The following is a 26,404-nucleotide window of genomic DNA, read 5'->3' as shown; positions in this document are numbered from 1 at the left end:
ATTCCTTTACTTGTTACTTAACGCGACGGTCGCGAATAATCATCTTAGTCGTACGCTTATTGGTACGTGTCTTGTACCCTTTAGCTTTTTGACCCCATGGGCTTACAGGTTGAATACCTTTGCTACGACCTTCACCACCACCGTGCGGGTGATCTACTGGGTTCATCGCCATACCACGAACGGTAGGACGAACGCCACGCCAGCGTGCTGCACCTGCTTTACCAAGTGAACGAAGGTTGCTTTCTTGGTTAGAAACTTCACCAAGAACTGCACGGCACTCAACGTGAATTTTACGCATTTCACCAGAACGTAAACGAACGATAGCGTAAGAACCGTCACGACCCAACAACTGAACTGAAGTACCAGCTGAACGAGCTAATTGCGCGCCCTTACCGATTTTAAGTTCGATGTTGTGAAGAGTAGAACCGATAGGCATGTTGCGAAGCGGTAAACAGTTACCTGGACGAATTGGAGCATCGTTACCAGATTGAACTTTATCGCCAGCGCGAAGGCCTTTAGGCGCGATGATGTAGCGACGCTCACCATCAGCATACAATACTAGTGCAATGTGTGCTGTACGGTTAGGATCGTATTCAATACGCTCTACAGTTGCAGGAATACCATCTTTGTTACGTTTAAAGTCAACTAGACGGTAGTGCTGCTTGTGACCGCCACCAACGTGACGAGTCGTGATGTGACCGTTGTTATTACGACCACCAGTACGTTTTTTAGCTTCAACCAACGGAGCATAAGGCGCACCTTTGTGAAGATGGTCGTGAACGACTTTCTCTACAAAGCGACGTCCAGGAGACGTTGGCTTACATTTTTGAATTGGCATAATTCTCGTCCTTATTCCGCTGCGCTTTCAGCGGTATCGCCCAAGTCAGCCATCTCAACATCTTGGCCAGCTTTCAGGGTGACGTATGCTTTTTTAACATCAGAACGACGTCCTAATGTTTTACCAAAGCGTTTAGTCTTACCTTTAGTGATCGTTGTGTTAACTTTAACAACTTGAACACCAAACAATTGCTCAACAGCTTTCTTGATTTCAAGTTTGTTTGCATCAAGTGCAACTTTGAAAACTTGAACACCAGCAGTTTCGCCTAAAACTTGTGCTTTTTCTGAGAATACAGGTCCTTGTAGGACTTGATAGATACGTTCGTTGTTCATCCGAGTTCTACCTCAATTTTCTTAGCAGCAGCTACAGACATAACAACTTTATCGAACGCAATCAAGCTAACAGGATCGATAGCAGCAGCATCAACCACATCAACGTGTGGAATGTTGCGCGCTGCAAGGTATAGATTCTCATCTACAGATTCTGTAACGATCAATGCACGAGTAGCATTCAAGTCGTTAAGTTTTGCAAGCAACTCTTTAGTTTTTGGAGCAGCAACAGCAAACTCTTCAACCAATACAAGACGATCTTGGCGAACAAGTTCAGCTAAGATACATTGCATTGCACCGCGATACATTTTGCGGTTAACTTTTTGAGACCAATCTTGTGGGCGAGCAGCAAAAGTTTTACCACCACCTACCCAGATTGGGCTACGAATAGAACCAGCACGAGCGCGACCAGTACCTTTTTGACGGAATGGCTTTTTGCCACCGCCAGAAACGTCTGCACGTGATTTCTGAGCTTTTGAACCTTGACGGCCACCAGCTAAATAAGCTGTAACAACCTGGTGTACAAGAGCTTCATTGAATTCACGACCGAACGCAACTTCTGATAATTCAACAGCAGAGCCGGAAACAGTATTTAAATTCACGTTATTTCCCCTCAGGCCTTGATCGTAGGACGAACAGTTACGTCACCACCAGTAGCGCCAGGAATTGCACCTTTCACTACTAAAACTGAACGTTCTGCGTCGATAGATACAATTTCTAGACCCTGTACAGTTACGCGTTCAGCACCTAAATGGCCAGCCATTTTTTTGCCTTTGAATACGCGACCAGGAGTCTGGTTTTGACCTGTAGAACCCAGAACACGGTGAGAAAGTGAGTTACCGTGAGTAGCATCTTGCGTACGGAAGTTCCAACGCTTAACACCACCTTGGAAACCTTTACCTTTCGACTGACCAGTTACGTCAACAACTTGACCAACTGTGAACATGTCTACACCGATAGTTCCACCAACTTCACGACCTTCAAGATCAGCTTCTGTTGCACGGAATTCTTGAACTAGACGACCAGCAGCAACACCCGCTTTCGCGAAGTGACCTTTCTGAGCGTTAGTTACGCGAGATTCGCGACGTTCACCAGTAGTGATTTGAATCGCTTGATAACCATCAGTTTCAAGCGTTTTGATTTGAGTGATGCGGTTAGGATCAACCTCAATCACTGTAACAGGCACAGAAACACCAGCATCTGTAAAGATACGTGTCATACCGCACTTGCGACCGACTAAACCAATAGCCATGTGCATAAACCTCTAAAAAAGCGGCCTAATTAACTTAGAGCGTTAATTAACCCGAAAGCCTTAACCCAATGCGATCTGAACATCAACACCAGCTGCAAGATCTAACTTCATCAATGCATCTACAGTTTTGTCTGTAGGTTGAACGATGTCGATCAAACGTTTATAAGTGCGGATCTCGTATTGGTCACGCGCATCTTTGTTAACGTGTGGTGATGTTAAAACGTTAAAACGTTCAATGCGTGTAGGCATTGGAATTGGACCACAAACTTGTGCGCCAGTACGTTTTGCTGTTTCTACGATTTCTTGAGCTGATTGATCAATTAAACGGTGATCAAAAGACTTCAAACGGATACGAATTCTCTGGTTAGACATACCAGTAAACTCCAAGCCAAATATATAAAGAATCACTCCTGACGCATCTCACCCCACTAAAAGGTAAGTGTCAAGAGCAGTGAAATATCACTAAGGTCATGATCGATGCCACGACTGTCACGATGTTAACTACTTTATTCGCAGTTAACCCCCTTTCATTAAAGGGTCGCTCATTATAGCCATTGTTTAATGCATAAGCAAATCCATTTTTGATTTTTTACAATATATTCAATTTGTTTGGATTATCAGTAGCTTAAAAAATCATCAATAGACTGTTTGCCGCAACACATAATCAATTGCGCTATTAAGGATTTGATTTCCCTCAATAAAATTTAATTTTGGCGATTTTTTCAATTCAGTTTCAGTTGCCACGTATTGCCCCGAAAACTTATTCAGCTCGTCATCATTTTCTAAAAAAAGTGCTAAGGTTTCTGGCACGATCTCTGGGTGAAATTGAAAACCCAATACATTCTTTCCAATTTGGTACATTTGATTGCGACAGACTGTATTTTCAGCCAAATGTACAGCACCTTTTGGAATTTCAAAGGTCTCGCTATGCCATTGCATCACATTAAACTGTTCAGGCAATTCAAAGCATTCTGTTGGGACGTGCTGGATTTTGCGTACTGTCGCCCAACCCAACTCCTGTTGTTCATTGCGACTGACCGCAGCACCGAGAGCATTCGCAATCAATTGCCCACCCAAGCATAAACCAATCGCGGGTTTTCCTGCGGCCAAGTAACGCCTTAACCAACGCTTCTCGATCTTTAACCATGGAAAATTCACTTCATCATTCACACTCATAGTGCCCCCCATAATGATGAGTAAGTCAACATCCTCAATACTCGGTAAGGCCTCTATCTCTAAGGCTTGATCCACAGGTAAAGCAAAAAACTCAGTTGCACTGATTACTGCACCCTGTTGTTTTAAATACGTATAGCAACTGCCGAACCCTTCACCAGCAATATGCTGAAAATAATGTACTTTTAAATGCGACGTCATGCGCTTATGCCTTCTTTTTACTATCCTTATCGATGATTTAGCAAAATTGAAGCCAACTTTGTATTTTGTTTACCTTTATTCACATTTGTTCAATTTTCTCGCCTATTTAGAAACTTTCTCTTAAGCTAAAAACAATTTATCGCTTTATGATGAGTCGATTCGTGAAAAAAAAACCGCAAACCGCATTGGTTCATGCACCAAGACAAGCTCCTCAGTACATCTCAACGGTCCAACCTCCCCTGTATCGTGCATCGACGATTATTTTTAAAGATACAGATGCACTGTTTAATCGCCATTGGACCGATGACTATGACTATAGTTATGGCACCCATGGCACCCCCAGCACATTTACACTGGGCGATAACATTGCACAAATTGAGGGTGGAACCTACTGCTTATTGGCACCGAGTGGTTTATCTGCCATCAACCTAGTGAACTCATGTTTTTTAAGTCATGGTGATGAAGTTTGGGTGGCAGATAATATTTACGGGCCAAACATGGAGCATCTTCGTAATCTAGAAAAACGCTATGGCATTGATGTTCGTGTTTATAACCCTATTGATGTGTCTTCTTTCCAACCGACGGGAAAATCAAAACTGATTTGGCTAGAAGCCGCAGGGTCAGTCACACTGGAGTTTCCAGATTTGGTCGGACTGGTGAAAAAAGCACAAACGCATCATGTGCTCACTGCTTTAGACAACACATGGGGCGCAGGTCTTGCCTTTAATGCTTTTGATTTTAGTGATGCGCACTTAAGTGTAGATGTGACGGTACATGCTTTGACCAAATACCCAAGTGGCGGCGGAGACATTTTAATGGGCTCAGTCGTGACACGCGAGCGAGCTTTACATCATCAACTCTTTCGCACGCATGCCATTCAAGGCATTAGCGTCTCTGGGGATGATGTTGCTCAAGTCCAACGCAGTCTAGCATCAATGCGCATTCGTTATGCCGCACAGTCTGAAAGTGCGCTGCAACTCCTAGCATGGCTAAAACAACAACCGGCATTTGTGCAGGTCTTACACCCTGCTGACTCGAGTGCTGCAGGTCATTCATATTGGAAAGACATTTGTGTCGATCAACACAGTGCAGGTTTGGTCAGTGTCATTTTCAAGCCCGAATTTGATCTGCAAGATATTCGTCAGTTTTGTGATGCCCTGTCGCTCTTCAAACTCGGCTTTAGTTGGGGCGGTCCTGTGAGTTTGGTGATGCTGTATGACCTCAAAGACATGCGTGCACTTGAGCATACACATTTACAACAAGGTTTATTGGTTCGCTTTTGTATAGGACTAGAACATCCTGCCGATTTAATTCAAGATATAGAAAACGCACTAAAACGACTGAATAACCATCACAAAAAAATTGAATAGGAAGAAGTATGAGCACCCCGATCATCATTGCCAAGAAAACCACGAATACCCAACAAGATGTTGTTCTACACTCGAAGTTTGCCAACCGTCATGGCTTAATTGCAGGGGCAACAGGGACAGGTAAAACCGTAACCCTGAAGGTGTTGGCTGAAAGTTTTTCCAGACTCGGGGTGCCCGTATTTTTAGCCGATGCCAAAGGCGATGTTTCCAGCTTAGCGCAGGCAGGTGCATCCAACCCCAAATTTGATGAACGCATTAAAAGTTTAGGCATCGACAGCATTCCCTTTGCTGCATCACCCGTGATGTTTTGGGATTTATTTGCTGAACAAGGTCATCCTATTCGTACCACGATTACTGAAATTGGCCCGCTGTTGCTGGCACGTATGCTGAATTTGAATGATACCCAAGAAGGGGTACTTTCTGCGGTATTTCGTATTGCAGATGATCAAGGCATGTTACTGATCGACTTTAAAGACTTAAAAGCCATGATTGGTTATGTCAGTGAACATGCCGCAGAGTTTAAAGCCGAATATGGCAACCTATCTCCTGCCAGCCTTGGCGCAATTCAACGGAATTTATTGGCACTGGCCGATCAAGGCGGTGATCAATTTTTCGGGGAGCCCAGCTTAAATATTCTCGACTTTATTCAGACCGACAGTAATGGTCATGGCTATATCAATATTCTAGCCGCAGACAAGCTCATGAATACCCCAAAGCTCTATGCCACTTTTCTGCTCTGGATGCTTTCAGAGTTATTTGAACAGCTGCCTGAGGTTGGTGATATGGACAAGCCCAAGCTGGTGTTCTTCTTTGATGAAGCACATTTGCTGTTTGATAATGCCAGTGCAGCACTGCAAGAAAAAATTGAACAAGTGGTGCGCCTAATCCGCTCCAAAGGGGTGGGTATTTACTTTGTCACGCAAAACCCACTGGATTTGCCTGAAAGCGTCCTAGGACAGCTCGGCAATCGCGTACAACATGCCTTACGTGCTTTTACCCCGAAAGATCAAAAAGCGGTTAAAACAGCTGCAGACACCTTCCGTGCCAACCCTGAATTTAAGGTTGAGCAAGCCATCACCGAGCTAGCTGTGGGTGAAGCTTTGATTAGTTGCCTCGATGAACAAGGCACGCCGCAAGTCGTAGAGCGTGCATGGGTGATGCCACCCTACTCGTCTTTCAGTCCTATTAGCCCAGAGCAACGTCAAGCATTGATTTCACAAAGTATCGTGGCAGGCATTTATGAAAAACGCCTAGACCGTGAAAGTGCTTTTGAACTTCTACAAAATAAAGTGGTTGAACGCCAACAACAAGCGATACAGATAGAGCAAGAGAAACAACAAGCCAAAGAACAGGAGCTGCTCGCAAAACAGCAGGCCAAAGAAGCTGAAAAACTGGCTAAGCAACAAGCACGTGAGCAAGAGCGTATCGCAAAAGAACAGCAGAAAGAAGCTGAACGTGAAGCGAAACAGCGTGAGAAGCTAATTCAAGACACGGTCGGAACCTTTGCTAAAAGTGCCGCACGTAGCCTTGGGGGCAGTACAGGACAAAAAATCGTCCGTGGTTTACTCGGCTCTTTGTTTGGGCGTAAGTGATCTACTTTTTAAATCTAAAAATCAAAATTTATGGGATATTATTATATTCCATAAAAAAATTAAGCTTTTCTTTAAAAGATGTATTTACATTACATCTTTAAAGGTATATTTTAAATACATCTTATAAATGATAGCCAAGAGAGATCAAACATGACTCCGCAGCAAATTGACCTTGTAAAAGCAACTGTTCCTGTCCTTCGTGAAAATGGTGTCGCACTCACGGGTTATTTTTATAACCGCATGTTAGGCAACAATCCTAATTTAAAAGAAACCTTTAATATGGGGCATCAACGCAGTGGTGCTCAAGCCCAAGCTTTGGCGGGTGCTGTGTTGGCCTATGCAGAAAACATTGAAGATCCTTCAGTATTACTCCCTGTGGTTGAGCTGATTGCCCACAAACATGTCAGCTTGAATATTCAAGCACCCGACTACAATATTGTTGGGGAAAACCTCCTCCATTCGATTAGTGAAGTTTTAAGTATTTCAATGGAGGATCCATTGATTGATGCTTGGGCTGCGGCGTATGGTCAATTGGCTGATTTATTCATTAGCACTGAAAAAGCGATTTATGAGCAACATCAACAAACCAAAGGGAGCTGGTTAGGCTGGCGCAACTTTAAAATCGCGAAGAAAGTGGTTGAAAGCGATGAAATCACGTCTTTCTATCTTGCCCCTGTGGACGGTGGTGATTTACCAAAATATGAAGCAGGTCAGTACATTTCAGTACGTGTATTTGTTGAGGAACTTGGTCTAAAACAACCTCGCCAATACACCCTTTCAACTAGCCCTCAAGCTGACTATTTACGTATCTCGGTTAAACGCGAAGATGAAAAAGGTGATTTGGCGGGAGGCTGGGTGTCAAATACTCTGCATGGTTTAGCCGAAGGTGCTGAAATTGAAGTGTCTGCACCAACAGGTAACTTCTACCTGATTGACCCAAATAAACGCAATGTCTTTATTAGTGGTGGTGTAGGCCTCACGCCAATGGTGGCGATGCTGAATCAATTGGTGACTTTGGATATGCCAGAGCCTGTGACTTTTGTGCACGCCTGCCGTAGCAAACAAGTGCATGCCATGAAACAACATATTCATGACTTAAAAGCCAAATACCCACGCTTAAGCACCTTTACTGCATATGAGTTCCCACATCAAAGCGATGTTTTGGGTCAAGATTATGATGCGAAGGGTCGCCTTGATTTGAATACTATCGATAGCGCGATTCTACCAGTACAAGCAGACTACTACTTATGCGGCCCAATGCCATTTATGGCTGAACAACAAAAAGCCCTAATTGCCCGTGGTGTTCCTGCCGAAAATATTCACAGTGAAGCTTTTGGTACAGGTGGTGTTCACCACTAACCCATGCCATCGGCATAAAATAGAGAGGGTTAGTCAGGTTATGCTAGACTAGCCCTTTGTTTTTTTGCTTATCAACGATCAGTAACCTCATGCAGCTCAATAAATTTACCGATTACGCTTTGCGAATTCTGATGTATGTTTCACAGCCGAAAGCGCTACCACATACCATTGCAGAACTGGCACAAGCACTACAAGTGTCTGAAAACCACTTGATGAAAATCGTACACTTTATGGCGAAACAGCAGTGGATTATTACTGCACGCGGTCGTGGCGGTGGGATTCGACTCAATCCAGAAACCCTACATTTAAGACTGGGCGAGATTGTGCGGGTCTTACAAGCGGATCAGAACATTGTGGAATGTAACACCCCGCCTTGCGTACTCCGCTCGAATTGCGGACTGAAAGGGATCTTAGATCAAGCGCTGGATCAGTTCTATCACAGCTTAGACCAATATACCTTAGCAGATGTACTGGGCACTGAAGCTCAAAATAAGTTCACAACCCACTCGCCGATTAACCTGATCAATCTTGCCGATTAAGGTCTTTTATAGACAAGATTACGGACTTTACGCTGCAAAGGTCGATTGCCTGCTCGACTTCCATTATAATGGCTGATTGTAGATCATAAATTGAAGTTGAGTTATGCACCACAGCCGAGGAAAATCCAAAAACAGTAAAATTGCTGCTGCCCCAAAGCAAAAAATTAGCTATGAAAAAAAGGTAGATTCTGCAGTTACTGAATATGCTGTGCGCGCTCTCAACTGGCTGCGTAAAGCAGAGTTTTTAATGAGTGCCCCGAAGCTCAATCTGTGTGTAGAAGATACAGGCTATGAAATTGCCTTTGCGGGTCGTTCAAATGCAGGAAAGTCCAGTGCGATCAATGCCTTAACCAACCAAAAGCAATTGGCTCGTGCCTCGAAAAGACCGGGTCGTACGCAGATGATTAACTTTTTCAGTCTGGGTAATCCTGATCAACGTCTCGTCGACTTACCCGGTTATGGTTATGCAGCCGTGCCTGAAGCGATGAAAATCGTGTGGCAAAAAGAGTTAGAAAATTACCTGATTCAGCGTAAAAGCTTACAAGGCTTAGTCTTGTTGATGGATATTCGTCATCCGCTACAGCACTTTGACGTGATGATGTTGGAATGGGCGTATTCACGTAAATTGTTTGTGCATGTACTGCTAACCAAGTCCGATAAACTCAACCGTGGCCCTGCTTCTAAAGCATTGCAAGAAGTGAAAGCCCAATTGAAAAAGATGAAACTGGATTTCTCAATTCAATTGTTCTCTTCTCTCAACAAACAAGGCCTAGAAGAACTGGCAAGTGTGATGGGCGGACGACTCAATTTTACTTTAGACCAAGCCCAACACTTTGACTTAAGCAGTATTCCAGATGCAACAGCCGATGAGCTGGATGCAGACGAGTTCGATGAAGATCCTGAAGCCGCGATAGATCTTGACGCTGAAGACGATGTGGAAACCAAACCACAGTCTGAGGCTTAAGTTTTAAACGCCAACCTATAAAAGCATCATCTATTGCTGTATCTGTGTCCCCTATTGCTAATCGCAATCGGGGACTTTTTTTTATACTGACTTTATTCAGCTCGTGAAAAAGTTCAACACATATAAAAATAGGTCAGCATATGAAATTATGGTCTCGATTGAAAAAAAACAAAATTCGTTCCTCTATTGCCTACACAATTAAGCCTCGCAAAGTTAAATTTGTGTGGCAAGACAGTCCGATTGATTGGATTCCCAACCACCCTTTTGCCAGCTATTTCATCAATGAAATTAATATGATTCTGCCCGCAGGTGAGTTCTGGTTCTGCCGCCTCTATAACAAAGTCTTACCGCAAATTAGCGATGAAAAGCTGAAACAGGATGTACAAGCCTTTATCCGCCAAGAAGCCATGCATGCGCAGGCACACAACTCAGCCAATAAAGAGTATCTCAGCCAAAGAAAGATTGATGTCTCCCGTAATCTAGAGTTGATGAATTTCTTATTTGGAAAATTACTGGCCGATAAACCACTTGATCTCACTGTACCCAAAGCACTTGAGCACCAGTGGGATCTGTTTCGACTCGGTATTATTGCCACGGTGGAACACATGACCTGTGTCCTTGGCAAATATGCACTGGACAACACCGAATGGGAAAAAATGGGCGCTGACCCTGCGATGCTAGACTTAATCAAATGGCACGGCGCAGAAGAAATTGAACACCGTACCGTCGCATTTGATTTGTACCGACATTTAGGTGGAGGCTATATTGCGCGCTATTATTTGAGTCTGGTGGTGATTGCTGCCGTGCTGGGTTTATGGGTTGATGGTGCAGCCCATATTATGAAACAAGATGACCGTTTTAAGTCGATTCAACCCAGTCTGTTTAAACCTTGGATTTGGCGTGAGTGGCTGTCTATTTCTAAACGGAATCATCAAGTTTTACCAAGTCCACTCTGGTTAATCTCACAGCAATTTGGCTATTTGGTACCATGGTATGACCCTGTACACGAAGCCAAAACAGAAGATGCTATTGCCTACTTAGACCAATCCCCAGCGGCTAAACGTGCCATGCTCAAAGTCGCTTAAATCCTAAAATAAAAAAGCAGCTCAATCGGCTGCTTTTTTTATTTTAGAGCAAAACTTAAGACGGATTCGATAAATTGGGCAAAGGTGCATCCAGATCCTTGGTATGTCGATCCACCACCACACTAATCATCATGTCACCTTGTACATTCACCACAGTACGCACGGTATCCAGCAAGCGATCAATCGGCAATAAAATCGCAATTGCTTCAGCAGGAAGCCCGACAGACTGCAATACCATAATCATGGTGACCATGCCCGCACTCGGAATCCCCGGAGCACCTAAAGAGGCAATCATTGCCGTCAGACACACCACCAGCTGCTGACTCAAGGTCAAATCTAGTCCCATCAAGTTGGCAATAAACAAAGCCGCCGCTGCCTCATACAGCGCAGTACCATCCATATTGAGCTGCGTCCCCAACGGAATCACAAAGCCTGCCGTTTGCGGACGTACACCAAGATTTTCTTGCGCACACTTGAGGGATAAAGGCATGGTCGCTGAGCTTGAACTGGTGGCAAAAGCCGTAATTAACGCCACACGTGTACCTTTAAAAAAGGTCATCGGATTCATCTTGCCAAAAATCCACAGTAATAGCGGCAAGACCACCAGACCATGAAAAATGGTAGTGCCCGTTACCACAGCCGCAAACTCAGCCAAACGACTCAATACCGAAATGTCTTCAGTGGCAATCAACTTAGCAAGTAAGGCAAAAATTCCTAGCGGGGCTAGCTTCATCACCCAACCAATCATCAACATCATGATGTCAAAGAACTGTTGACTCAGCTTACGTACCGTACGGAATTTTTCTCCGCCTTTAACCAGTGCCACTCCAATGAACAGAGCAAAAACCACCACCGCTAAAACATTGCCTTCGGCAAAAGCTTTGAACGGGTTAATCAGCGTATTTTGAATAAAGTTGGTGAAGAACGAAGATGGCGTGAGCGTATCTGGAGTTTGATGAGAGGCCATGGCGTCTTGGAACATAGCTATATCGACACCTTTGCCAACTTCAAATAAATGCGCGCAGCTTAAACCCAATATCAAGGCCAAAGTCGTGGTGGTGACACAACATGCCAGCGTAATTTTCCAAACACGGGAGAGTTGTCCGCCCGCTTGTAAGTTGGATACCCCCACCACAATTGAGCTAAAAATGAGGGGAATCAAGAGCATTTTTAACAGACCAATAAAAACACTGCTGACCACCCCGATTCCATACAAACTCATGTCTAAAAAAGCGGTACCCGGGAAAAGATTGAGAATAAATCCGAAGATGACCCCAAAGATCGCTGCAATTAGAATTTGCGTGTTTAAGCTCATAGCTTCATGCTTTTCAAAGATTTCTTTGGGAAACTATGCCATGTGAACAGGTGAGAATCGAGCATTTTTTTGTCACAAGTACTGCACACTTCCCCATATACCTCTCCCAAAAAGATGAGACCACTACAATTCAAGCTCAACGCCTAGCTCAGCTCTGACCACCTTTCAGTCATAAAATCAGTCATAAAAAAAGCTGAGTCATATCACTCAGCTTTTTCTGTACTTAGGCTTTATTGGGCTTCGATTTCACGGAGCCGAATCAAACCTTCTTGCGTAGTACTACACACCAACTCACCGTTTTGCCACATTCGTCCAAAGTTTAAACCACGTGAACTGGCACTGACTGTGGCGTCCATGTCATACAGCATCCAGTCATCCACGCGAAAGGGCTTATGGAAATACATAGCATGGTCGATACTCGCACACTGCAAACTTGGCGAAAGATAACTTAAACCATGCGGGCGCAGTGCCGTGGTCATTAAAGTGAAATCTGAATAGAATGCCGCAATTGCTTGATGCAACGAAATCTCATCCACTTCTATTGCAATGCGGTCATGTGTGCGAATGTAGTGCGCATATACAGGCGCTTCAGGCTGCGGTTGATACGGGTTCTGTGGATTGATGGGACGAATTTCCACATGACGATCCCGCATGAAACTTGCACGCACATTTTCAGGCACAAATTCCACCATCATTTTTTTCAGTTCAGCCTCAGACTTTAAAGACTCTGGTGCTGGATACTCAGGCTCACCGATTTGGTAATTCAGCCCTTCTTCATTGTCAGCAAAAGACACCATGCACATAAAGATGGTTTTACCGTGCTGAATAGCGCGCACTTGGCGACTGACAAAACTACGACCATCACGAATTCGATCAACTTCATAGATAATCGGTGCGTTCACATCGCCACCAAATAAAAAGTATGCATGTAAAGAATGAGCTGGACGATCCGTCGTATATGACGCCGCACGTAGGGCCTGACCTAAGACTTGTCCGCCAAAAACACGCTTCCCAACCAAATTACGGCTTTGTCCACGAAAGATATTTTCCTCAATTTTTTCGAGGCTCAGTAATTCAACCAACTCTTGGGTTAAAGCATTCATAAACAACCTACTTAATGGTGAGATACCCAATATTTATGTAAAGTGACAGATATCATATATAGAGCATAAATTCTATTTTGCCATAAATTCAGACTAAAACCCTATAGATTGCTTGACTGAGTTGTCATAAGTTTTTTTCGTTATTTCCGACTAAAAATACGATTTTTAACGATAAAATTCACCATATAAAACAAATTTGTCAGGAAATGACATACGGTTTATGTTTACAATTACGCAAAATAAATACCCCTTCAGACAAACTGCGGGATTGGTCATTTAAGCAGGAGTGTATATGTCCAAAAGTGGCTTTGGTCAAATGTATAGAAAGCTTTCAGGTAAGCTTCTTGACCTAATAGTAACCCCACATGTATTGGGTGAGGTTCCAACAGAACCGACAGCAACAGATGCTGACCCAGCAGCTTCAGGCCATCCCAAAAAAATTGTCTGTTATGTGCTTCAAAATCACTCACGCAGTAATGCGTTGTTGGTGGATGGTGAAACACGTCGTTTAAAGCTTGCTCCTGCACTCGACCCTTTGGTCGTGGGGACACATCAAGAAAAAGCATCGATCGTTTTTTTACAGCATAACGATGAAAATAATTTACTTAACCCTTCACCACACACCTTTCCACCGCGCTTATTACGTCTCGTTGAAGCTTTAGAACAACAACCCGATTTAGACGTAGAGTTGGTACCTGTGACGGTACTGTGGGGACGTTCACCAGATAAAGAAGACTCTTGGTTTAAATTGTTATTTACCGACACTTGGGCAACTCCAAGTACGGTGAAACAGCTGATGAATATCGGTTTACATGGTCGTCAGTCATTTTTAGAGTTTCATGAAAGTCAGTCTTTACGTGCTTTGGTTGACTTTGCAAAAACCACCTATCCGAATTTATCCCCTGCGACCTACATTCTAAACACCTTAAATAATCAGCTCGATGCACACCGTGAAGCGGTACTCGGTCCCGATCTTTCGGACCGCCGCAACGTGATGCATTCATTGATTAAAGCCAGTGATGTACAAGATGCGATTCGCCGTGAAAGTATCCGCGGCAAAATTAGCATGTTAGACGCAGAACGTCGTGCCATTGGTTATGTCAATGAAATCGTATCGGATTACTCACATTCAACCATCCGTTTTGCGGAAATGGCGCTGGCACGTTTATGGACGCAACTCTATGACGGAGTTGAAGTACATAACTTCAATACGGTTCGTGAGCTGGCTAAAGACTACGAAATTGTGTATACCCCATGTCACCGTAGTCATATCGACTATTTACTGTTGTCTTATGTGGTGTATAACCGTGGTTTGATGGTGCCTTATATTGCTGCAGGCGATAACCTGAATATGCCATTTGTTGGGCAAATTTTACGTGGTGGCGGTGCATTCTTTATTCGCCGTACTTTCCGCGGTAACGCGCTCTACACTTCGGTCTTTAAAGAATACCTATACAGCATTTTGTCGCGTAACACGCCTTTAGAATACTTCATCGAAGGTGGTCGTTCACGTACAGGTCGTCTGCTACCACCGAAGACAGGTATGTTAGCCATGACGGTACACAGTCACTTGCGTGGTCGTGCCAAACCGATAGTCTTTGTTCCGACCTATATTGGCTATGAACGCTTGATGGAAGGTGCAACCTACGTCGGCGAGATGAACGGTAAACCCAAAGAAGCCGAGTCTGTCTTTGGGATTCTGCAAACTTTACGCAAAATTGAACGTATTTTCGGGAAAGTCCATCTCAACTTTGGTGAGCCCGTTTTCCTCGATGACATGCTGAAAAAGCATGGCGCTGAGAATGTACAAATTGCTAAAAATGATGATCCAATTCCGCAAGAAGTCTCTGATGCAGTCAACAGTTCAGCGCATGCGATTTTAGAAAATATTAACCGTGCGGCTGTGGTGAATCCTGTTTCACTCTTGTCTTTGGTTCTGTTGGCCACTGAGAAGCATACCCTTGATGAAGAAATCTGTATTAAACAGCTCGATACCTATCGCAAGCTTTTGACGACACTTCCTTATGATGAGCGCCTCTTGGTCACGCCATTATCAGGTAAAGAAATCATTGCTTATGGTTTAAAGCTAAAACTGATCAAGCGTGTCAATCACGTTCTTGGTGACATTATTGCGATTGCGGACAATCAAGCGGTACTGCTGACCTACTTCCGTAATAACATTTTGCATGCCTTTGTATTGCCATCTCTTGTTGCCGCTTTGGTTGAACATAATGGAACCATTGGTCGTAGTGATTTAATCAATGTAATTCGCACGCTATATCCATTCTTAAAAGCAGAACTGTTTTTAAAATGGGAAGATGCTGAACTCAAAGATCAAATCTGTGCCTATGTAGATGGTTTAATTCAAGCCAAACTGATTTCTGAAGATGCCGAAGGCCACTTGATTTCTCCTGCTCCAAACAGTGAAGATCATAACCAATTGGTGGTCTTGGCAGCGCCAGTAATGCAAAGTCTCGAACGTTACTATATGACGCTTGCGCTGATTACACAGCGCGGCTCTGGGAACATTTCAGCACGTCAGGTTGAAGAACTCAGTCATTTGGTCGGTCAGCGTCTATCTGTCCTGTATGAGTTCAATTCACCTGAATTCTTTGATAAAGCCCTGTTCCAAAGCTTTATTAAAGTGCTGACGCAACAGGGTTATATCAGCACCAACTCAGACAACGCGATTGTGTTTGATGAGAACTTCCAAAACGTTGCGCAATATGCCAACTTGGTGTTGGATGATGTCACACTACAAATGTTGCAACACATCACCACTTTCAGCGATGAAGAACTGAAAGACACGCTAGACAAAGTCGCTGCTGAACAAGCGAAGAAGCGTTTGAAACGTAAGAAGAAGTAATTTCTTTTTAAAAGCATAGGTATCTACAAAATGTAGGTGCCTATGCTTTAAGTCTATGAATAAAAATTAAAATCTATTTAGAATAAGAGATTTATGTTAAATAAGCTAATTTTTAGTAAAGATTGGTGAGAGGAAAGAAATCATTTTTATCTTTCGATATCGTTGCATATTGGAAGCAAATAGACTGTTGTGGTTGTAATGTATTAAGTCTAGGTAAGTGCTTGATGACTTGTTTACTACCACTAAAACTGAATAAATTGCCTTGTGAGTTCTTGAAGGTATAGATCGGTTCAATACTATCCGATCGTCCAAAGCGCTCTTTGACGATTTCTGTTTTTTCAATAAATTCACCACACTCACGAATTTGATTACCAGATTTTAACGCCTGTTTGTATTTCCAATTATGGTAAGTGGTAACCCCGAAATAAAGTGTAAAACCTAATATAGTAAGTATAGAAAACTCGACTATTTTTTTTGAACTTAATGACATATCAATCACAATATATTAATTTTATTATCCCTATTATAAACATATACTTATTGTACTTAAATGGATTTTATTGATTACTAATATAACGATAGTAAAAGTATGTACAACGAGTAGAAGAAAAAATAGATCCAAATTTTAAAACTACGATCTGGATCTAGGCTTCTTGCTGTTCGTATAACAGCCATTATGTTAAGTTAGGCGAAGACTCACTTAAAACAAGAGCTTTAATTTTTACAGCTTTTTCGAAATGATCTAATTTATGTTGCATGATCCACCAATTGGCTGCCTCCATTAAAAGCTCAGGATTATCATTTTTACTCTTGAAAAAAGCATAGAAAGATAAACCTACGCTATCTCCTTTTTTCTCAATTTTCTCATTACATCCATGAATAAATATTTCTCTTAACTCTTTTCTCATATTTTTAACTTTCTCTAAAATTAACATAATACACCTTATACGAAATTCTTAAAATTTTCCTATAAGCATCAATATCTTAATAAAAGCCGTTCTAGGGTTAAGCGCACTGGAACGGATTTGTCATGATTCTTCACGTTCCACAGCCATTTTCCAAACGATGCTTCACATTTTTTATGAGTAAAAATAAAAAATTATTTTGACTCACGCTCTGCTAACAACGCCAAATAATCATCAAAGCAATGTGGATGCTGTAATTCAAAATTCATCTGTTGCATACGCGTAGCATGAATTTGTTTGCCTGATGACACAGCACTTTCCAGAACCAAAACTGGCAGTCCTAACTGCTGTTGAAACCATTGAATAATTTCATGTAAGGGCAATGGTTGGCTATTGCTGCAAATGTAAGACTTTTCAGTATGTTCCACGTGAAGCAAGTGTGCTAGAAAAGCAACCAAATCATCAATATGAATTCGGTTCGACCAATGCAGTTTGGGATAAGTTTTTATGGTTTCTGCAAGTTTAATCATACGTGCAACTGAAGTCCCATAAATTCCTGTTGGACGTACAATCACACATTCAGATGGATAAGCCTGTTGCCACAAAGTTTCCATGTTCAATAGCACCTGCCCTTGCACATCGCTCGGTTGGGGACTAGTGTCATCATCAACCCGCTCCCCTGCACTTTCACCATAGACACGTGTAGAAGAAACTACGATCACTTTTTTTAAAGGATGACTTTTTAAGGCATGTAGCATGGGTGCAATCGAGTCTACAAAAGTTCGCTGATACGCCTCCACCGTACTGCTCTCAGGCGAGAGTAAGACATATACCGCATCAATCGGTGCGACTTGAGACAAATCCAGCTGATGAATATCTTGAATCAAATGCTCAGCCCAATCATCTGATTTCGGACTTCGGCTAATTGTGGTAATTTGGTGGCCTTGCTGAAATAACTGTTTAGCAACACGCTGAGATGTTTTACCATAACCTATAAATAAAATATGCATTTAGCACCAAATCACAGACAAAGTTGAGGGGACATGGCTGCAGTCCATCAGTTGCAGGGGGTCGGAGCTGCCTCTGCTGCACTACTTGAAAAGTTGAATCTCTTCACTACAGATGATCTGCTGTTTCATCTGCCACGAGACTATGAAGATCGTAGCACGATCATACCGATGAACCAATTAACGGTTGGGCGTAGCTACCTACTCGAAGGAACGATTCAAGGCGTGGACTTTCCGCCGGGTAAACGTAAATCGATGGCGATTGGACTGCAAGACGACTTTGGCAAAGTGACTTTGCGCTTTTATCATATTTATAAAGGCTTAACGGATCGTGCAAAGATCGGTAATCGTCTGCGTATTTTTGGTGAAGTCCGTGTGGGTGCACGTGGCTTGGAAATGTATCATCCCGAAATTCAGCTCATTACAGAACATACGCCGCTTCCACAAACCCAACTGACTGCGATTTACCCCAGCACAGAAGGTCTGACGCAACCTAAGTTTCGTGAATACATCAAACAGGCTTTAGCCAAGCACAGTGATGATTTACCTGAACTGCTACCTGCAAAATTTACCAATGGCTATGCACTTAAACAGGCGTTGGATTACATCCATCATCCTCCTGTAGATGCCAATATGCTGCAACTGAGCCAAGGCTCACACCCTGCCCAGCAACGTTTGATTTTTGAAGAGTTGGTTGCGCATCAGGTCAGTCTATTAAGCCGTCGCGCCTATATCCAACAAATTGAAGCGCCACGTATTTCTGCCAGTCGTCAGTTTGCCAAACAACTGCTCAGCAGCCTACCTTTTGAAATGACCAATGCACAAAAGCGTGTCTCCAAAGAAATAGTACAAGACTTAAAACTCAATAAACCAATGTTACGTTTGGTTCAAGGCGATGTCGGCGCAGGCAAAACCTTGGTCGCTGGAGTCGCAGCCTGCCATGCTTTAGAAGAAGGTTGGCAAGTGGCGTTAATGGCACCGACTGAAATATTGGCGGAACAACACTATCTCAATTTTAAAAAATGGTTTGAGCCTTTGGGACTCAGTGTATCTTGGCTTTCAGGTAAACAAAAAGGCAAAGCCCGTGCTGCAGCCGAACAAGCCATTGTCGATGGCACAGCGCATCTGGTGGTGGGTACACACGCCCTGTTTCAAGACAATATCCACTTTGCCAAACTCGGGTTAGTGATTATCGATGAGCAGCACCGCTTCGGGGTCGATCAGCGCTTAGCCCTCCGCAATAAAGGCGCACAGAATATGACCCCACATCAATTGGTCATGACTGCAACCCCTATTCCACGGACTTTAGCCATGTCCGCCTATGGAGACTTGGACACGTCCGTGATCGATGAACTTCCACCCGGACGAACCCCGATTCAAACCGTGACCATTCCACTCGACCGCCGAGAAGAAGTCCTACAACGTATTGCCAGCAACTGTCTAGAAGGTAAACAAGCTTACTGGGTCTGCACCTTGGTTGAAGAGTCTGAAACCTTAGATGCTCAAGCTGCTGAAGCGACCTATTTAGAAATTAAAGAACGCTTCCCAGAGCTCAACATTGGCCTTGTACATGGCAAAATGAAAGCCGACGAAAAACAAGCAGTGATGCAACAGTTTAAAGCCAATGAATTACAGCTCTTGATTGCGACCACAGTGATTGAAGTGGGGGTCGATGTACCAAATGCCTCGATCATGGTGATTGAAAATGCGGAGCGTTTAGGACTCTCTCAATTACACCAATTACGTGGCCGTGTTGGTCGAGGCGCCAAGGCCAGCTTTTGCGCCCTGCTATATAAAAGCCCGCTGTCTCAAAATGGACAAGAACGCCTACGCATCATGCGTGAAACCAATGATGGCTTTTTAATTGCCGAAAAAGATTTGGAAATCCGCGGTCCCGGTGAATTGCTCGGTACCAAACAAACAGGCGATATGGGCTTTCGTGTAGCGAAACTGGAACGCGATGATCATTTGCTCAATCAAGCACATTTTGTCGCAGCGCAGATTTTAAAGGACTATCCTAAAAACGCTGAAGCCTTACTGAAACGCTGGCTACCTGAAGCACCACGCTATGCCTATGTTTAGTCATTTACTGCACACTGCCAAACAGTTGCTACACAAAGCACAGCCTTGTCAGTTGTGTGGCATTGTACGCGCAGATCTGCATTCGGTCTGTCTGGACTGCTGGCAACAACTTCCACTGCATCCACAGACCGTTGAAAAACAAGAGCTGAGCATTCATGTCGCAGGACAGTATCAATATCCTTTAGATCATCTTATTCAGCAGTTCAAATATGAACAACAACTGCATTGGCAGCCTCTACTGTCAGGCATTCTTCAGCAAATTCGCTTACCTAAAGTACAAGCAATTGTTCCGATGCCGATTTCGACCCAGCGTTTAGCGGAACGTGGCTATAACCAATCAATGATCCTCGCCAAAGACTTAGCCAAGCAGTTCAATGTTCCCATTTGGCAACCTGTGATACGACTGCATCAACATTCGCAAAAAGGACTCAGTCGACTAGAACGCTTAGATCAAATTCAACAACAGTTTAAAATCGATCCTCAGCAGCGCCAGTACGCAAAACTCTACCGGCGTGTTTTGATATTAGATGATGTCGTGACCACAGGCAGCTCGATTCAGGCACTGACTTTACAGCTTGAACAATTGGGTTGTCATAAAGTCAGCGCCGCGTGTATTGCCTATGCACTAAAATAATTAGACTACGTCAATCAGCAAATGTTCACGTACCCATGGCATGACCACTTCGGTGGTTAGCGGTGCAAGTGCAGTCTGCTGATCATTCAAACTGACCCATTTCATTTCTGCAATTTCAGCCGCAATTTGTGGCGCTTGCTGAAGCTGAACATGGTAAACATAGCTCACCAATTTAAAATCAGGTTCATTGGCGGTGGCTGTTTCAAAACGACCAACAAACTGTTCAATCGTTGCAGCACTTCCAATTTCCTCCCGAATCTCACGCAGCATGGTTTGCTCAGGTGCTTCATTGGGCTCAAGCTTACCGCCCACTTGCATAAAACACGCGGTGTTCTGCTTACGCACCAATAAAAGCTGCTGCTGTTCATTCACAATAATAGCAGCAGCGACCGTAATCACCTTCATGCTTTGACATCCAACAACTCAGGATCAACCATGCCCCACTTCGGTTCAGGCGCTTGGAACTGATCCATCTGCTTTAAAATGGCTTTCACCGAATCCGATACAATCAGGCTGTCGGTAAAACGCGCATGGGTAAAGCCTTTGTTGGTGGTCATCTTCAGAAATTTAAGTAAATCATCATAAAAGCCATTTACATTTAAAAAGGCATTCGGCTTAAGGTGAATGCCGAGCTGCGCCCACGTCCATTGTTCAAAGATTTCTTCTAAAGTCCCTGCACCGCCTGGCATTGCAATAAATCCATCCGACAAGGCTGACATTTTCAGTTTACGCTCTTGCATGTCTTTGACAACATGTAACTCAGTCAAGCCTTGATGCGCCAACTCACGATCCACCAACACATGTGGAATCACGCCAATCACTTGACCGCCTGCCTCTAAAGCACTGTCTGCCACAATACCCATTAAGCCTGAACGACCACCACCATAGACCAAGGTTTTGCCTTGTTCTGCAATGGTGTGTCCAACCTGACGTGCTGTTTCGGAAAAGATTTGATCTGAACCTAATGCGGAACCACAAAAGATCGCAATTGAATTTGTCATTTTTTACTCTGATATTTAATTGTCATGCAACTTCACTAAAATGAATGGATATTTTTTAGCAATTTAACCATTCGATCAGTGTTTTTATTGCAATCCTTGTCTAAAATACACCCATCCACTTCAACCATTACTGCGCAAAGGAGAAAGACGGCATGCTTGAAGCCTTTTACGCCACAGAGCGCGGTAGCTTAGAAGACATCACCATTAATGGCGATTTCGATCTTCAGCCCGATTTGGTCTGGCTTGACCTCATTGCTCCCTCCCAAGAAGAACAACAGTGGATTTTAGATGCATATGAACAAAATTTACCTACGCTAAAATCACTCGAAGACATTTCATCTTCAGCTCGATTCTACCGTGATGACGACGGTATTTTGCATATCAGTACGTATTTTTTAACGAAAAATAAAAACTATCAAGTCGATGGTGAGCCTGAAGAAAGCAGCGGTGCCCTTGCCACGGTACAAACTGTCGCTTTCATTTTACATAAAGAACGTCTCTTTACCCTTCGCGGGGAAAAACTGGTAGCGTTCCGTGCCTTTCGTGCGCGTGCGCGCCGCAATGACTATGAAATCGACTATAAAGATCCAACGTGGATCTTACTCGGTTTACTCGAGGCTAAGCTGGACGAGCTTGCGGATATCTTAGAAGATATCCACAAGGACTTGGAAAAGTATTCCACAGAAGTGCTGAATAACCGTCACCGCGAGATGATTCTCGACTTAGATGACATGATTACCCGTCTGGCCCACTTGGAAGATATGCTTGGAAAAGCACAGCTGTGTTTGATTGACTTACGTCGTGTACTGACCTTTCTATCACGCCCGCGTGCTTTAGGCAGTCATATTTATGATGCAGACATTCGAGAGCTCAGTGAAGACGTTCGCTCACTAGTTGAGCACGATGCCTTCTTGTTCCAAAAAGTACGATTCTTACTGGATACCACCTCAGGCTTCATTAACACCGAGCAGAATGACACGATTCGTCGCTTCTCTATCTTACCCAGTATGCTCGCTCCACCAATGCTGATTGCCAGTATTTACGGCATGAACACCGATGTGTTGCCTTTTGCCAAAGGCGGCACCAGTTTTATTGTGGTGAGCCTGATCTTAATGGCGTTCCTGATTGGTCCGCTCATTTACTTCCGCTGGAAAAAATGGATTTGAGTACACGTTAAGATATTACTTTTCAAAATAGATTTAAGAAACGCAACATATAAAAAAAGCACCGTAGGGTGCTTTTTTTATTTAAGGGATTAACTTTAAGTCATCCTGTAAATGACAGGCTTGAATCACTTTCATCATTTTTTCAGGTACAGCTTTAAAATGTAAACTATGTGCATCGGGTGTTTGACGCAACCAACGCACCAATACTGCCAGTGCTAGTGTACTACCATGCTCAAGCTGGGCCAGATTCACCACCACAGGATAAGACTGTGACTGAATCACCTTCAGACCTTGTTGATAGTAGCTTTCAGCATTGTCATATGTAATCTGACCTGAAAGCTGCATTTCCTGATTGCTAAAGTTAATCACCTTTCACCTACTTATTTTTTCTTTTCAACCGCTGCTTCTGCATCAGGTTGGAAATTTGCAATCGCTTTATCTAGGTCGCCGCCATTACGTTTAACCGTTGCCGCGAACTGATTACGGAACTGTAAGCCAAGGTCGATACCCGACACATTGATATTACGGATTTTCCATTGGTTACCTTTATCCGCCAACTGGAAAGACACTGGGATTTTTTCGCCTTTGTTATTAAAGTCGATCGTCACCACAGGGTTTTTGCTATTGGTTTCTTTATACGGACGGATGGTATACGTCTGATTGCTGAATTTCGCGAATGCAGAACCGTAGTTTTCAATCAGTGTTTCACGGAAATTATTTTCAAACTTCGCGCGTTGTGCAGCAGTACTGTATTGATTGGTTGCATAAGTCCCCATCACAATACGTGAAAATGCTTGTGAATCCACATATGGGTCTAAGTTTTGACGAACAATCGTTTTCACCGCAGCAGGGTTGTTTTGGAGCTTGGCATGATCCGCTTTTAAACGCGCAATCAAGCCATCCGCCACTTTTTTAACAAAAGCAGGTGGTGCTTCACTTGGTGCTGCAAAAGCAGTACCCGCAAACATTGTAGTTAAAATGCTAGCTGTCAGTGTTTGTTTCAATAAAGTATTCACTACAATTGGTCCTCTTCAAATCATTCAACAAATGACACGTTGGCATCTGCTGTTTCAGCGGTTTCAGGTTGCTCAACTGTTGCTGAAGCATCTTTCGATTTACCTGCACCACCCGTAATAAATTTAGTAATTAAGTCTTCTAGGTCCATTGTGCCTTGGGTATTGCCAATGCTTTCACCACGTTTCACGTAGTTCAAACCGCCCCCTGGAACAATTTTCAAGTACTTCTCACCTAGCAGACCATTGGTTGCCACCATAATATAAGCATCTTCATCAATGCTGGTGATGGACTTCATGTTCGCAATAAGTTGCTTTTCCATTTCTTTTTGTTGCGCAGCATCCGCAGCGGTATAGTCGCTACTGTAACGAAGCTCTTCAAGTGCATTCTTTTCAACTTCTTTGAGTTGTGCTGCATTAAAGGTCGTTAATTTACCATCCAAAGAAAAAGAAACCGTCGCTAAACGTGTCACAGGGTCTAAGCTAATTTGATCAACTTGACCAATTTTCACCCCACTCATCGTCACTTTCGCACGTGGTTTTAAACCATTTACGTTATCGAAGGTTGCACTCATTTCATAGCGATCACTGAGATTTGATCCCACCAAGCCACTCACTCGCATCGCAATAAAAAACAAAGCAATACCGAATAAAATGACAAATATGCCGACTGCCAGCTCACTTGCACGTGATTTCATTAAACACCTCCAAACATGACCGCAGTCAACACAAAATCAAAACCTAAAACACAGAGCGATGAATACACCACAGTGCGTGTGGTTGATGTCGCAATACCTTCAGATGTCGGTTCACAGGCATAGCCTTGATACACCGCAATCCATGTACAAATTAAAGCAAAAACAAAACTTTTAATGATGGTGCCATTCAGGACATCTTTATAGAACTCTACGCTACTTTGAATGCCACTCCAGTAAGAGCCTTCATCTGCACCCAAGAAGTCTACACCCACCATTTTACCGCCCATAATCCCCACCGCAGCGAAGATGACAGACAACATCGGCAAACTAAAAATACCGGCCCAAAGTCGCGGCGAAATCACACGTTTAAGTGGATCAACCCCGATCATTTCCATACTGGACAGCTGCTCTGTGGCTTTCATTAAACCAATCTCAGCCGTCAATGCAGAACCCGCACGACCTGCAAACAGCAATGCCGCAACTACAGGTGCTAATTCACGGAGTAAGGTCAATGCAACCGCTGTACCCAGCATCGCTTCACTACCAAAGGTCACCAAGATGCTATACATCTGTAAGCCCAGTACCGCACCAATAAATAGCCCTGACACCACAATAATGAGCAGCGACAACACCCCAACGCGGTACATTTGGTAAACAAATAACCGAACACCTAAAGCAGTGGGCATCGAAAATAAAATTTGTAATAACATCAGGCTGGCAACACCAATGCCGCGAACCCGTTCAATCACGCGTCGACCTAAGAGTGCTATCGCATTCATGCTTGCACCTCAGTATTTAGATATGCCTTATGGCTGAATTGATAATCGACAGGCCCTTCAACTGCACCTGTTAAAAACTGTTTAACAAATGGAGAGGCATTCGCCTGTAACTGTTCAGGCGTGCCTTCACCTTGCACCTTACCTTCAGCAACAACATAGATATAGTCTGCGATCGATAAGGTTTCAGCCACGTCATGTGAGACAATAATTGTCGTTAAATCAAGAGCTTCTCGCAATGATCGAATCAGACGTGTCAGTACACCCTTCACAATTGGATCTTGCCCTGCAAATGGCTCATCGTACATGATCAGCTCAGGATCCAGTGCAATTGCACGTGCCAAAGCCACACGACGGTTCATCCCGCCTGAGAGCTCAGAAGGCATCATCTGTTCTGCGCCACGTAAACCGACAGACTCTAGTTTTAAAGATATAATTTCTGACAGTAAATGTTCTGGCAACTTGGTATGTGCTCTTATCGGAAAGGCCACATTTTCATATACCGACATATCGGTAAACAATGCGCCACTTTGAAAAAGCATGCCCATACGCGCACGCGCAGCGAATAACTCTTTGCGTGACATTTTCGCAATATTTTGCCCATCAAAAAGCACTTCACCTTGATCTGGGGTCAATTGACCGCCAATTAAACGTAGTAAAGTGGTTTTACCTGTACCCGATGGTCCCATAATGCCCGTAATTTGACCCTGTCGAATTTTTAAATTGACCTGATCATAAATGACACGTTCCCCTCGCTTAAAGCTCAGGTCTTTGACCTCAATGAGGGCTTGAGCAGTCAGAGGCGCTTGATTATTCATAGCTGTGCGTTTTCCTGCATTTTTTCAGCATGCATACTATAAAGGATTAAAAAACGATATGTTAGCGTATTCCGTGTCTAATTTTGTGCACGAATTGATTTCAGTTGGTTGTATTTATATTTATTTGAACTGCGCAAACAAGCGACATAAGATGAATTGCTTCATCCATAATGACTATAGACAAAGAAAAGAATGTTGCAAATCAACAAAAAGAGTCCGAGATAATGTGCCATATTGACCTCTTTCACGTCAGAGAGTGTGGCGATTGATTCAACCTCATTATTGTGCATCATTATTATCAATACAATTAAAATATGA

The 26,404-nt window shown here is 43.4% G+C and carries 28 protein-coding genes; 10 read left to right on the top strand and 18 right to left on the bottom strand.

Annotation, left to right across the window (positions count from 1 at the left end; translation table 11 throughout):
• Positions 1–13: 13 nt before the first annotated feature.
• The 6 genes from rplB to ACSC9N_RS02055 all read right to left on the bottom strand — a co-directional run bounded on the left by rplB (position 14) and on the right by ACSC9N_RS02055 (position 3,793).
• Positions 14–838 carry a 50S ribosomal protein L2 gene (gene rplB / locus ACSC9N_RS02080; protein ID WP_004691322.1) on the bottom strand — a complete coding sequence of 275 codons (825 nt, stop codon included), beginning with the start codon at positions 836–838 and terminating at the stop codon, positions 14–16.
• Between the two features lie 11 nt (positions 839–849).
• Positions 850–1,170 (bottom strand): 50S ribosomal protein L23, encoded by a 321-nt coding sequence (gene rplW / locus ACSC9N_RS02075; protein ID WP_004691323.1) that lies wholly within the window; start codon positions 1,168–1,170, stop codon positions 850–852.
• Positions 1,167–1,769, bottom strand: coding sequence for a 50S ribosomal protein L4 (gene rplD / locus ACSC9N_RS02070; protein WP_004691326.1), 603 nt, complete (start codon positions 1,767–1,769; stop codon positions 1,167–1,169). The genes rplW and rplD overlap by 4 nt, the downstream gene beginning before the upstream one ends.
• A gap of 11 nt (positions 1,770–1,780) precedes the next feature.
• On the bottom strand, positions 1,781–2,419 hold the full coding sequence (gene rplC, locus ACSC9N_RS02065; protein WP_004691328.1) for a 50S ribosomal protein L3: 639 nt from the start codon (positions 2,417–2,419) through the stop codon (positions 1,781–1,783).
• Positions 2,420–2,479: 60 nt separating this feature from the next.
• Positions 2,480–2,791, bottom strand: a complete 312-nt coding sequence (gene rpsJ, locus ACSC9N_RS02060) for a 30S ribosomal protein S10 (RefSeq protein ID WP_000070912.1) — start codon at positions 2,789–2,791, stop codon at positions 2,480–2,482.
• 264 nt (positions 2,792–3,055) lie between these two features.
• Positions 3,056–3,793 carry a type 1 glutamine amidotransferase gene (locus ACSC9N_RS02055; RefSeq protein ID WP_131230662.1) on the bottom strand — a complete coding sequence of 246 codons (738 nt, stop codon included), beginning with the start codon at positions 3,791–3,793 and terminating at the stop codon, positions 3,056–3,058.
• Between the two features lie 161 nt (positions 3,794–3,954).
• On the opposite strand from ACSC9N_RS02055, the gene ACSC9N_RS02050 reads away from it, so the two are divergent.
• From ACSC9N_RS02050 to ACSC9N_RS02025, 6 genes are all read left to right on the top strand, one after another.
• Positions 3,955–5,163, top strand: a complete 1,209-nt coding sequence (locus ACSC9N_RS02050; RefSeq protein WP_159152627.1) for a PLP-dependent transferase — start codon at positions 3,955–3,957, stop codon at positions 5,161–5,163.
• An 8-nt stretch (positions 5,164–5,171) separates the two neighbouring features.
• Positions 5,172–6,755, top strand: coding sequence for a helicase HerA-like domain-containing protein (locus ACSC9N_RS02045; protein ID WP_439036109.1), 1,584 nt, complete (start codon positions 5,172–5,174; stop codon positions 6,753–6,755).
• Between the two features lie 150 nt (positions 6,756–6,905).
• Positions 6,906–8,114, top strand: a complete 1,209-nt coding sequence (gene hmpA, locus ACSC9N_RS02040) for an NO-inducible flavohemoprotein (protein WP_131230668.1) — start codon at positions 6,906–6,908, stop codon at positions 8,112–8,114.
• 89 nt (positions 8,115–8,203) lie between these two features.
• Entirely contained in the window at positions 8,204–8,653 is a 450-nt protein-coding gene (locus ACSC9N_RS02035; protein ID WP_004977913.1) for an RrF2 family transcriptional regulator, read from the top strand.
• A gap of 103 nt (positions 8,654–8,756) precedes the next feature.
• Complete coding sequence (gene yihA, locus ACSC9N_RS02030) at positions 8,757–9,617, top strand: ribosome biogenesis GTP-binding protein YihA/YsxC (RefSeq protein ID WP_010327597.1); 861 nt, start codon at positions 8,757–8,759, stop codon at positions 9,615–9,617.
• A gap of 140 nt (positions 9,618–9,757) precedes the next feature.
• Positions 9,758–10,702 carry a metal-dependent hydrolase gene (locus tag ACSC9N_RS02025; protein ID WP_439036108.1) on the top strand — a complete coding sequence of 315 codons (945 nt, stop codon included), beginning with the start codon at positions 9,758–9,760 and terminating at the stop codon, positions 10,700–10,702.
• Positions 10,703–10,757: 55 nt separating this feature from the next.
• Here ACSC9N_RS02025 and ACSC9N_RS02020 read toward each other — a convergent pair whose 3' ends face one another.
• Together ACSC9N_RS02020 and ACSC9N_RS02015 are read right to left on the bottom strand one after the other, a co-directional pair.
• Complete coding sequence (locus ACSC9N_RS02020; protein ID WP_131230672.1) at positions 10,758–12,017, bottom strand: dicarboxylate/amino acid:cation symporter; 1,260 nt, start codon at positions 12,015–12,017, stop codon at positions 10,758–10,760.
• A 230-nt stretch (positions 12,018–12,247) separates the two neighbouring features.
• Positions 12,248–13,120, bottom strand: a complete 873-nt coding sequence (locus ACSC9N_RS02015) for an acyl-CoA thioesterase (protein ID WP_131230674.1) — start codon at positions 13,118–13,120, stop codon at positions 12,248–12,250.
• Positions 13,121–13,412: 292 nt separating this feature from the next.
• Between ACSC9N_RS02015 and plsB the strand changes: the two genes are divergently transcribed.
• Positions 13,413–15,986, top strand: coding sequence for a glycerol-3-phosphate 1-O-acyltransferase PlsB (plsB, locus tag ACSC9N_RS02010; RefSeq protein ID WP_131230676.1), 2,574 nt, complete (start codon positions 13,413–13,415; stop codon positions 15,984–15,986).
• Between the two features lie 112 nt (positions 15,987–16,098).
• Here plsB and ACSC9N_RS02005 read toward each other — a convergent pair whose 3' ends face one another.
• The 3 genes from ACSC9N_RS02005 to ACSC9N_RS01995 form a co-directional block, all read right to left on the bottom strand.
• Complete coding sequence (locus ACSC9N_RS02005; RefSeq protein WP_029575123.1) at positions 16,099–16,476, bottom strand: hypothetical protein; 378 nt, start codon at positions 16,474–16,476, stop codon at positions 16,099–16,101.
• Between the two features lie 184 nt (positions 16,477–16,660).
• Positions 16,661–16,894, bottom strand: coding sequence for a DUF6500 family protein (locus ACSC9N_RS02000; RefSeq protein ID WP_029575124.1), 234 nt, complete (start codon positions 16,892–16,894; stop codon positions 16,661–16,663).
• 191 nt (positions 16,895–17,085) lie between these two features.
• Positions 17,086–17,901: an NAD-dependent epimerase/dehydratase family protein gene (locus ACSC9N_RS01995; RefSeq protein ID WP_094148654.1), complete on the bottom strand. Its 816-nt coding sequence runs from the start codon at positions 17,899–17,901 to the stop codon at positions 17,086–17,088.
• A gap of 33 nt (positions 17,902–17,934) precedes the next feature.
• Between ACSC9N_RS01995 and recG the strand changes: the two genes are divergently transcribed.
• Complete coding sequence (gene recG, locus ACSC9N_RS01990) at positions 17,935–19,980, top strand: ATP-dependent DNA helicase RecG (protein WP_131230677.1); 2,046 nt, start codon at positions 17,935–17,937, stop codon at positions 19,978–19,980.
• Positions 19,967–20,614, top strand: coding sequence for a ComF family protein (locus tag ACSC9N_RS01985; RefSeq protein WP_094148656.1), 648 nt, complete (start codon positions 19,967–19,969; stop codon positions 20,612–20,614). The genes recG and ACSC9N_RS01985 overlap by 14 nt, the downstream gene beginning before the upstream one ends.
• Here ACSC9N_RS01985 and ACSC9N_RS01980 read toward each other — a convergent pair whose 3' ends face one another.
• Together ACSC9N_RS01980 and ACSC9N_RS01975 are read right to left on the bottom strand one after the other, a co-directional pair.
• Positions 20,615–21,019, bottom strand: coding sequence for an NUDIX hydrolase (locus tag ACSC9N_RS01980; RefSeq protein WP_094148657.1), 405 nt, complete (start codon positions 21,017–21,019; stop codon positions 20,615–20,617).
• Positions 21,016–21,615, bottom strand: a complete 600-nt coding sequence (locus tag ACSC9N_RS01975; RefSeq protein WP_094148658.1) for a TIGR00730 family Rossman fold protein — start codon at positions 21,613–21,615, stop codon at positions 21,016–21,018. The genes ACSC9N_RS01980 and ACSC9N_RS01975 overlap by 4 nt, the downstream gene beginning before the upstream one ends.
• Before the next feature lie 152 nt (positions 21,616–21,767).
• Between ACSC9N_RS01975 and ACSC9N_RS01970 the strand changes: the two genes are divergently transcribed.
• Positions 21,768–22,781 (top strand): CorA family divalent cation transporter, encoded by a 1,014-nt coding sequence (locus ACSC9N_RS01970; RefSeq protein ID WP_004691361.1) that lies wholly within the window; start codon positions 21,768–21,770, stop codon positions 22,779–22,781.
• Positions 22,782–22,862: 81 nt separating this feature from the next.
• Here the strand turns inward: ACSC9N_RS01970 and ACSC9N_RS01965 are convergent, their stop codons facing one another.
• Genes ACSC9N_RS01965 through ACSC9N_RS01945 form a run of 5 tightly spaced genes read right to left on the bottom strand, consistent with a single transcriptional unit; the run spans position 22,863 to position 26,086 of the window.
• Entirely contained in the window at positions 22,863–23,150 is a 288-nt protein-coding gene (locus ACSC9N_RS01965; protein ID WP_004691363.1) for an STAS domain-containing protein, read from the bottom strand.
• 11 nt (positions 23,151–23,161) lie between these two features.
• Positions 23,162–23,797 (bottom strand): MlaC/ttg2D family ABC transporter substrate-binding protein, encoded by a 636-nt coding sequence (locus tag ACSC9N_RS01960; RefSeq protein ID WP_087527364.1) that lies wholly within the window; start codon positions 23,795–23,797, stop codon positions 23,162–23,164.
• A 20-nt stretch (positions 23,798–23,817) separates the two neighbouring features.
• A complete protein-coding gene (gene mlaD / locus ACSC9N_RS01955; protein ID WP_281199388.1) occupies positions 23,818–24,492 on the bottom strand; it encodes an outer membrane lipid asymmetry maintenance protein MlaD in 675 nt (224 codons plus the stop codon).
• Positions 24,492–25,271 carry a lipid asymmetry maintenance ABC transporter permease subunit MlaE gene (gene mlaE / locus ACSC9N_RS01950; protein ID WP_004691368.1) on the bottom strand — a complete coding sequence of 260 codons (780 nt, stop codon included), beginning with the start codon at positions 25,269–25,271 and terminating at the stop codon, positions 24,492–24,494. The genes mlaD and mlaE overlap by 1 nt, the downstream gene beginning before the upstream one ends.
• Positions 25,268–26,086, bottom strand: coding sequence for an ABC transporter ATP-binding protein (locus ACSC9N_RS01945; RefSeq protein WP_004691369.1), 819 nt, complete (start codon positions 26,084–26,086; stop codon positions 25,268–25,270). Before ACSC9N_RS01945 ends, mlaE begins: the two co-directional genes overlap by 4 nt.
• Positions 26,087–26,404 lie beyond the last annotated feature (318 nt).

Source organism: Acinetobacter sp. PC34 (assembly GCF_051789135.1).
Lineage (GTDB): Bacteria > Pseudomonadota > Gammaproteobacteria > Pseudomonadales > Moraxellaceae > Acinetobacter > Acinetobacter johnsonii.
The sequence above is the reverse complement of the archived record's forward strand: the minus strand, read 5'-3'. Positions and strand labels throughout refer to the sequence as shown.

Coding starts and splice junctions, on each gene's coding strand:
- rpsJ (WP_000070912.1), bottom strand. CDS start 2,791: ATGTCTAACCAGAGAATTCGTATCCGTTTGAAGTCTTTTGATCACCGT.
- yihA (WP_010327597.1), top strand. CDS start 8,757: ATGCACCACAGCCGAGGAAAATCCAAAAACAGTAAAATTGCTGCTGCC.
- ACSC9N_RS02025 (WP_439036108.1), top strand. CDS start 9,758: ATGAAATTATGGTCTCGATTGAAAAAAAACAAAATTCGTTCCTCTATT.
- plsB (WP_131230676.1), top strand. CDS start 13,413: ATGTCCAAAAGTGGCTTTGGTCAAATGTATAGAAAGCTTTCAGGTAAG.
- ACSC9N_RS02015 (WP_131230674.1), bottom strand. CDS start 13,120: ATGAATGCTTTAACCCAAGAGTTGGTTGAATTACTGAGCCTCGAAAAA.
- hmpA (WP_131230668.1), top strand. CDS start 6,906: ATGACTCCGCAGCAAATTGACCTTGTAAAAGCAACTGTTCCTGTCCTT.
- ACSC9N_RS02055 (WP_131230662.1), bottom strand. CDS start 3,793: ATGACGTCGCATTTAAAAGTACATTATTTTCAGCATATTGCTGGTGAA.
- rplC (WP_004691328.1), bottom strand. CDS start 2,419: ATGGCTATTGGTTTAGTCGGTCGCAAGTGCGGTATGACACGTATCTTT.
- ACSC9N_RS02005 (WP_029575123.1), bottom strand. CDS start 16,476: ATGTCATTAAGTTCAAAAAAAATAGTCGAGTTTTCTATACTTACTATA.
- ACSC9N_RS01995 (WP_094148654.1), bottom strand. CDS start 17,901: ATGCATATTTTATTTATAGGTTATGGTAAAACATCTCAGCGTGTTGCT.
- recG (WP_131230677.1), top strand. CDS start 17,935: ATGGCTGCAGTCCATCAGTTGCAGGGGGTCGGAGCTGCCTCTGCTGCA.
- rplB (WP_004691322.1), bottom strand. CDS start 838: ATGCCAATTCAAAAATGTAAGCCAACGTCTCCTGGACGTCGCTTTGTA.
- ACSC9N_RS02045 (WP_439036109.1), top strand. CDS start 5,172: ATGAGCACCCCGATCATCATTGCCAAGAAAACCACGAATACCCAACAA.
- ACSC9N_RS01985 (WP_094148656.1), top strand. CDS start 19,967: ATGCCTATGTTTAGTCATTTACTGCACACTGCCAAACAGTTGCTACAC.
- ACSC9N_RS01970 (WP_004691361.1), top strand. CDS start 21,768: ATGCTTGAAGCCTTTTACGCCACAGAGCGCGGTAGCTTAGAAGACATC.
- mlaE (WP_004691368.1), bottom strand. CDS start 25,271: ATGAATGCGATAGCACTCTTAGGTCGACGCGTGATTGAACGGGTTCGC.
- ACSC9N_RS02020 (WP_131230672.1), bottom strand. CDS start 12,017: ATGAGCTTAAACACGCAAATTCTAATTGCAGCGATCTTTGGGGTCATC.
- ACSC9N_RS02035 (WP_004977913.1), top strand. CDS start 8,204: ATGCAGCTCAATAAATTTACCGATTACGCTTTGCGAATTCTGATGTAT.
- rplW (WP_004691323.1), bottom strand. CDS start 1,170: ATGAACAACGAACGTATCTATCAAGTCCTACAAGGACCTGTATTCTCA.
- mlaD (WP_281199388.1), bottom strand. CDS start 24,492: ATGAAATCACGTGCAAGTGAGCTGGCAGTCGGCATATTTGTCATTTTA.
- ACSC9N_RS01945 (WP_004691369.1), bottom strand. CDS start 26,086: ATGAATAATCAAGCGCCTCTGACTGCTCAAGCCCTCATTGAGGTCAAA.
- ACSC9N_RS02000 (WP_029575124.1), bottom strand. CDS start 16,894: ATGAGAAAAGAGTTAAGAGAAATATTTATTCATGGATGTAATGAGAAA.
- ACSC9N_RS01975 (WP_094148658.1), bottom strand. CDS start 21,615: ATGACAAATTCAATTGCGATCTTTTGTGGTTCCGCATTAGGTTCAGAT.
- ACSC9N_RS01980 (WP_094148657.1), bottom strand. CDS start 21,019: ATGAAGGTGATTACGGTCGCTGCTGCTATTATTGTGAATGAACAGCAG.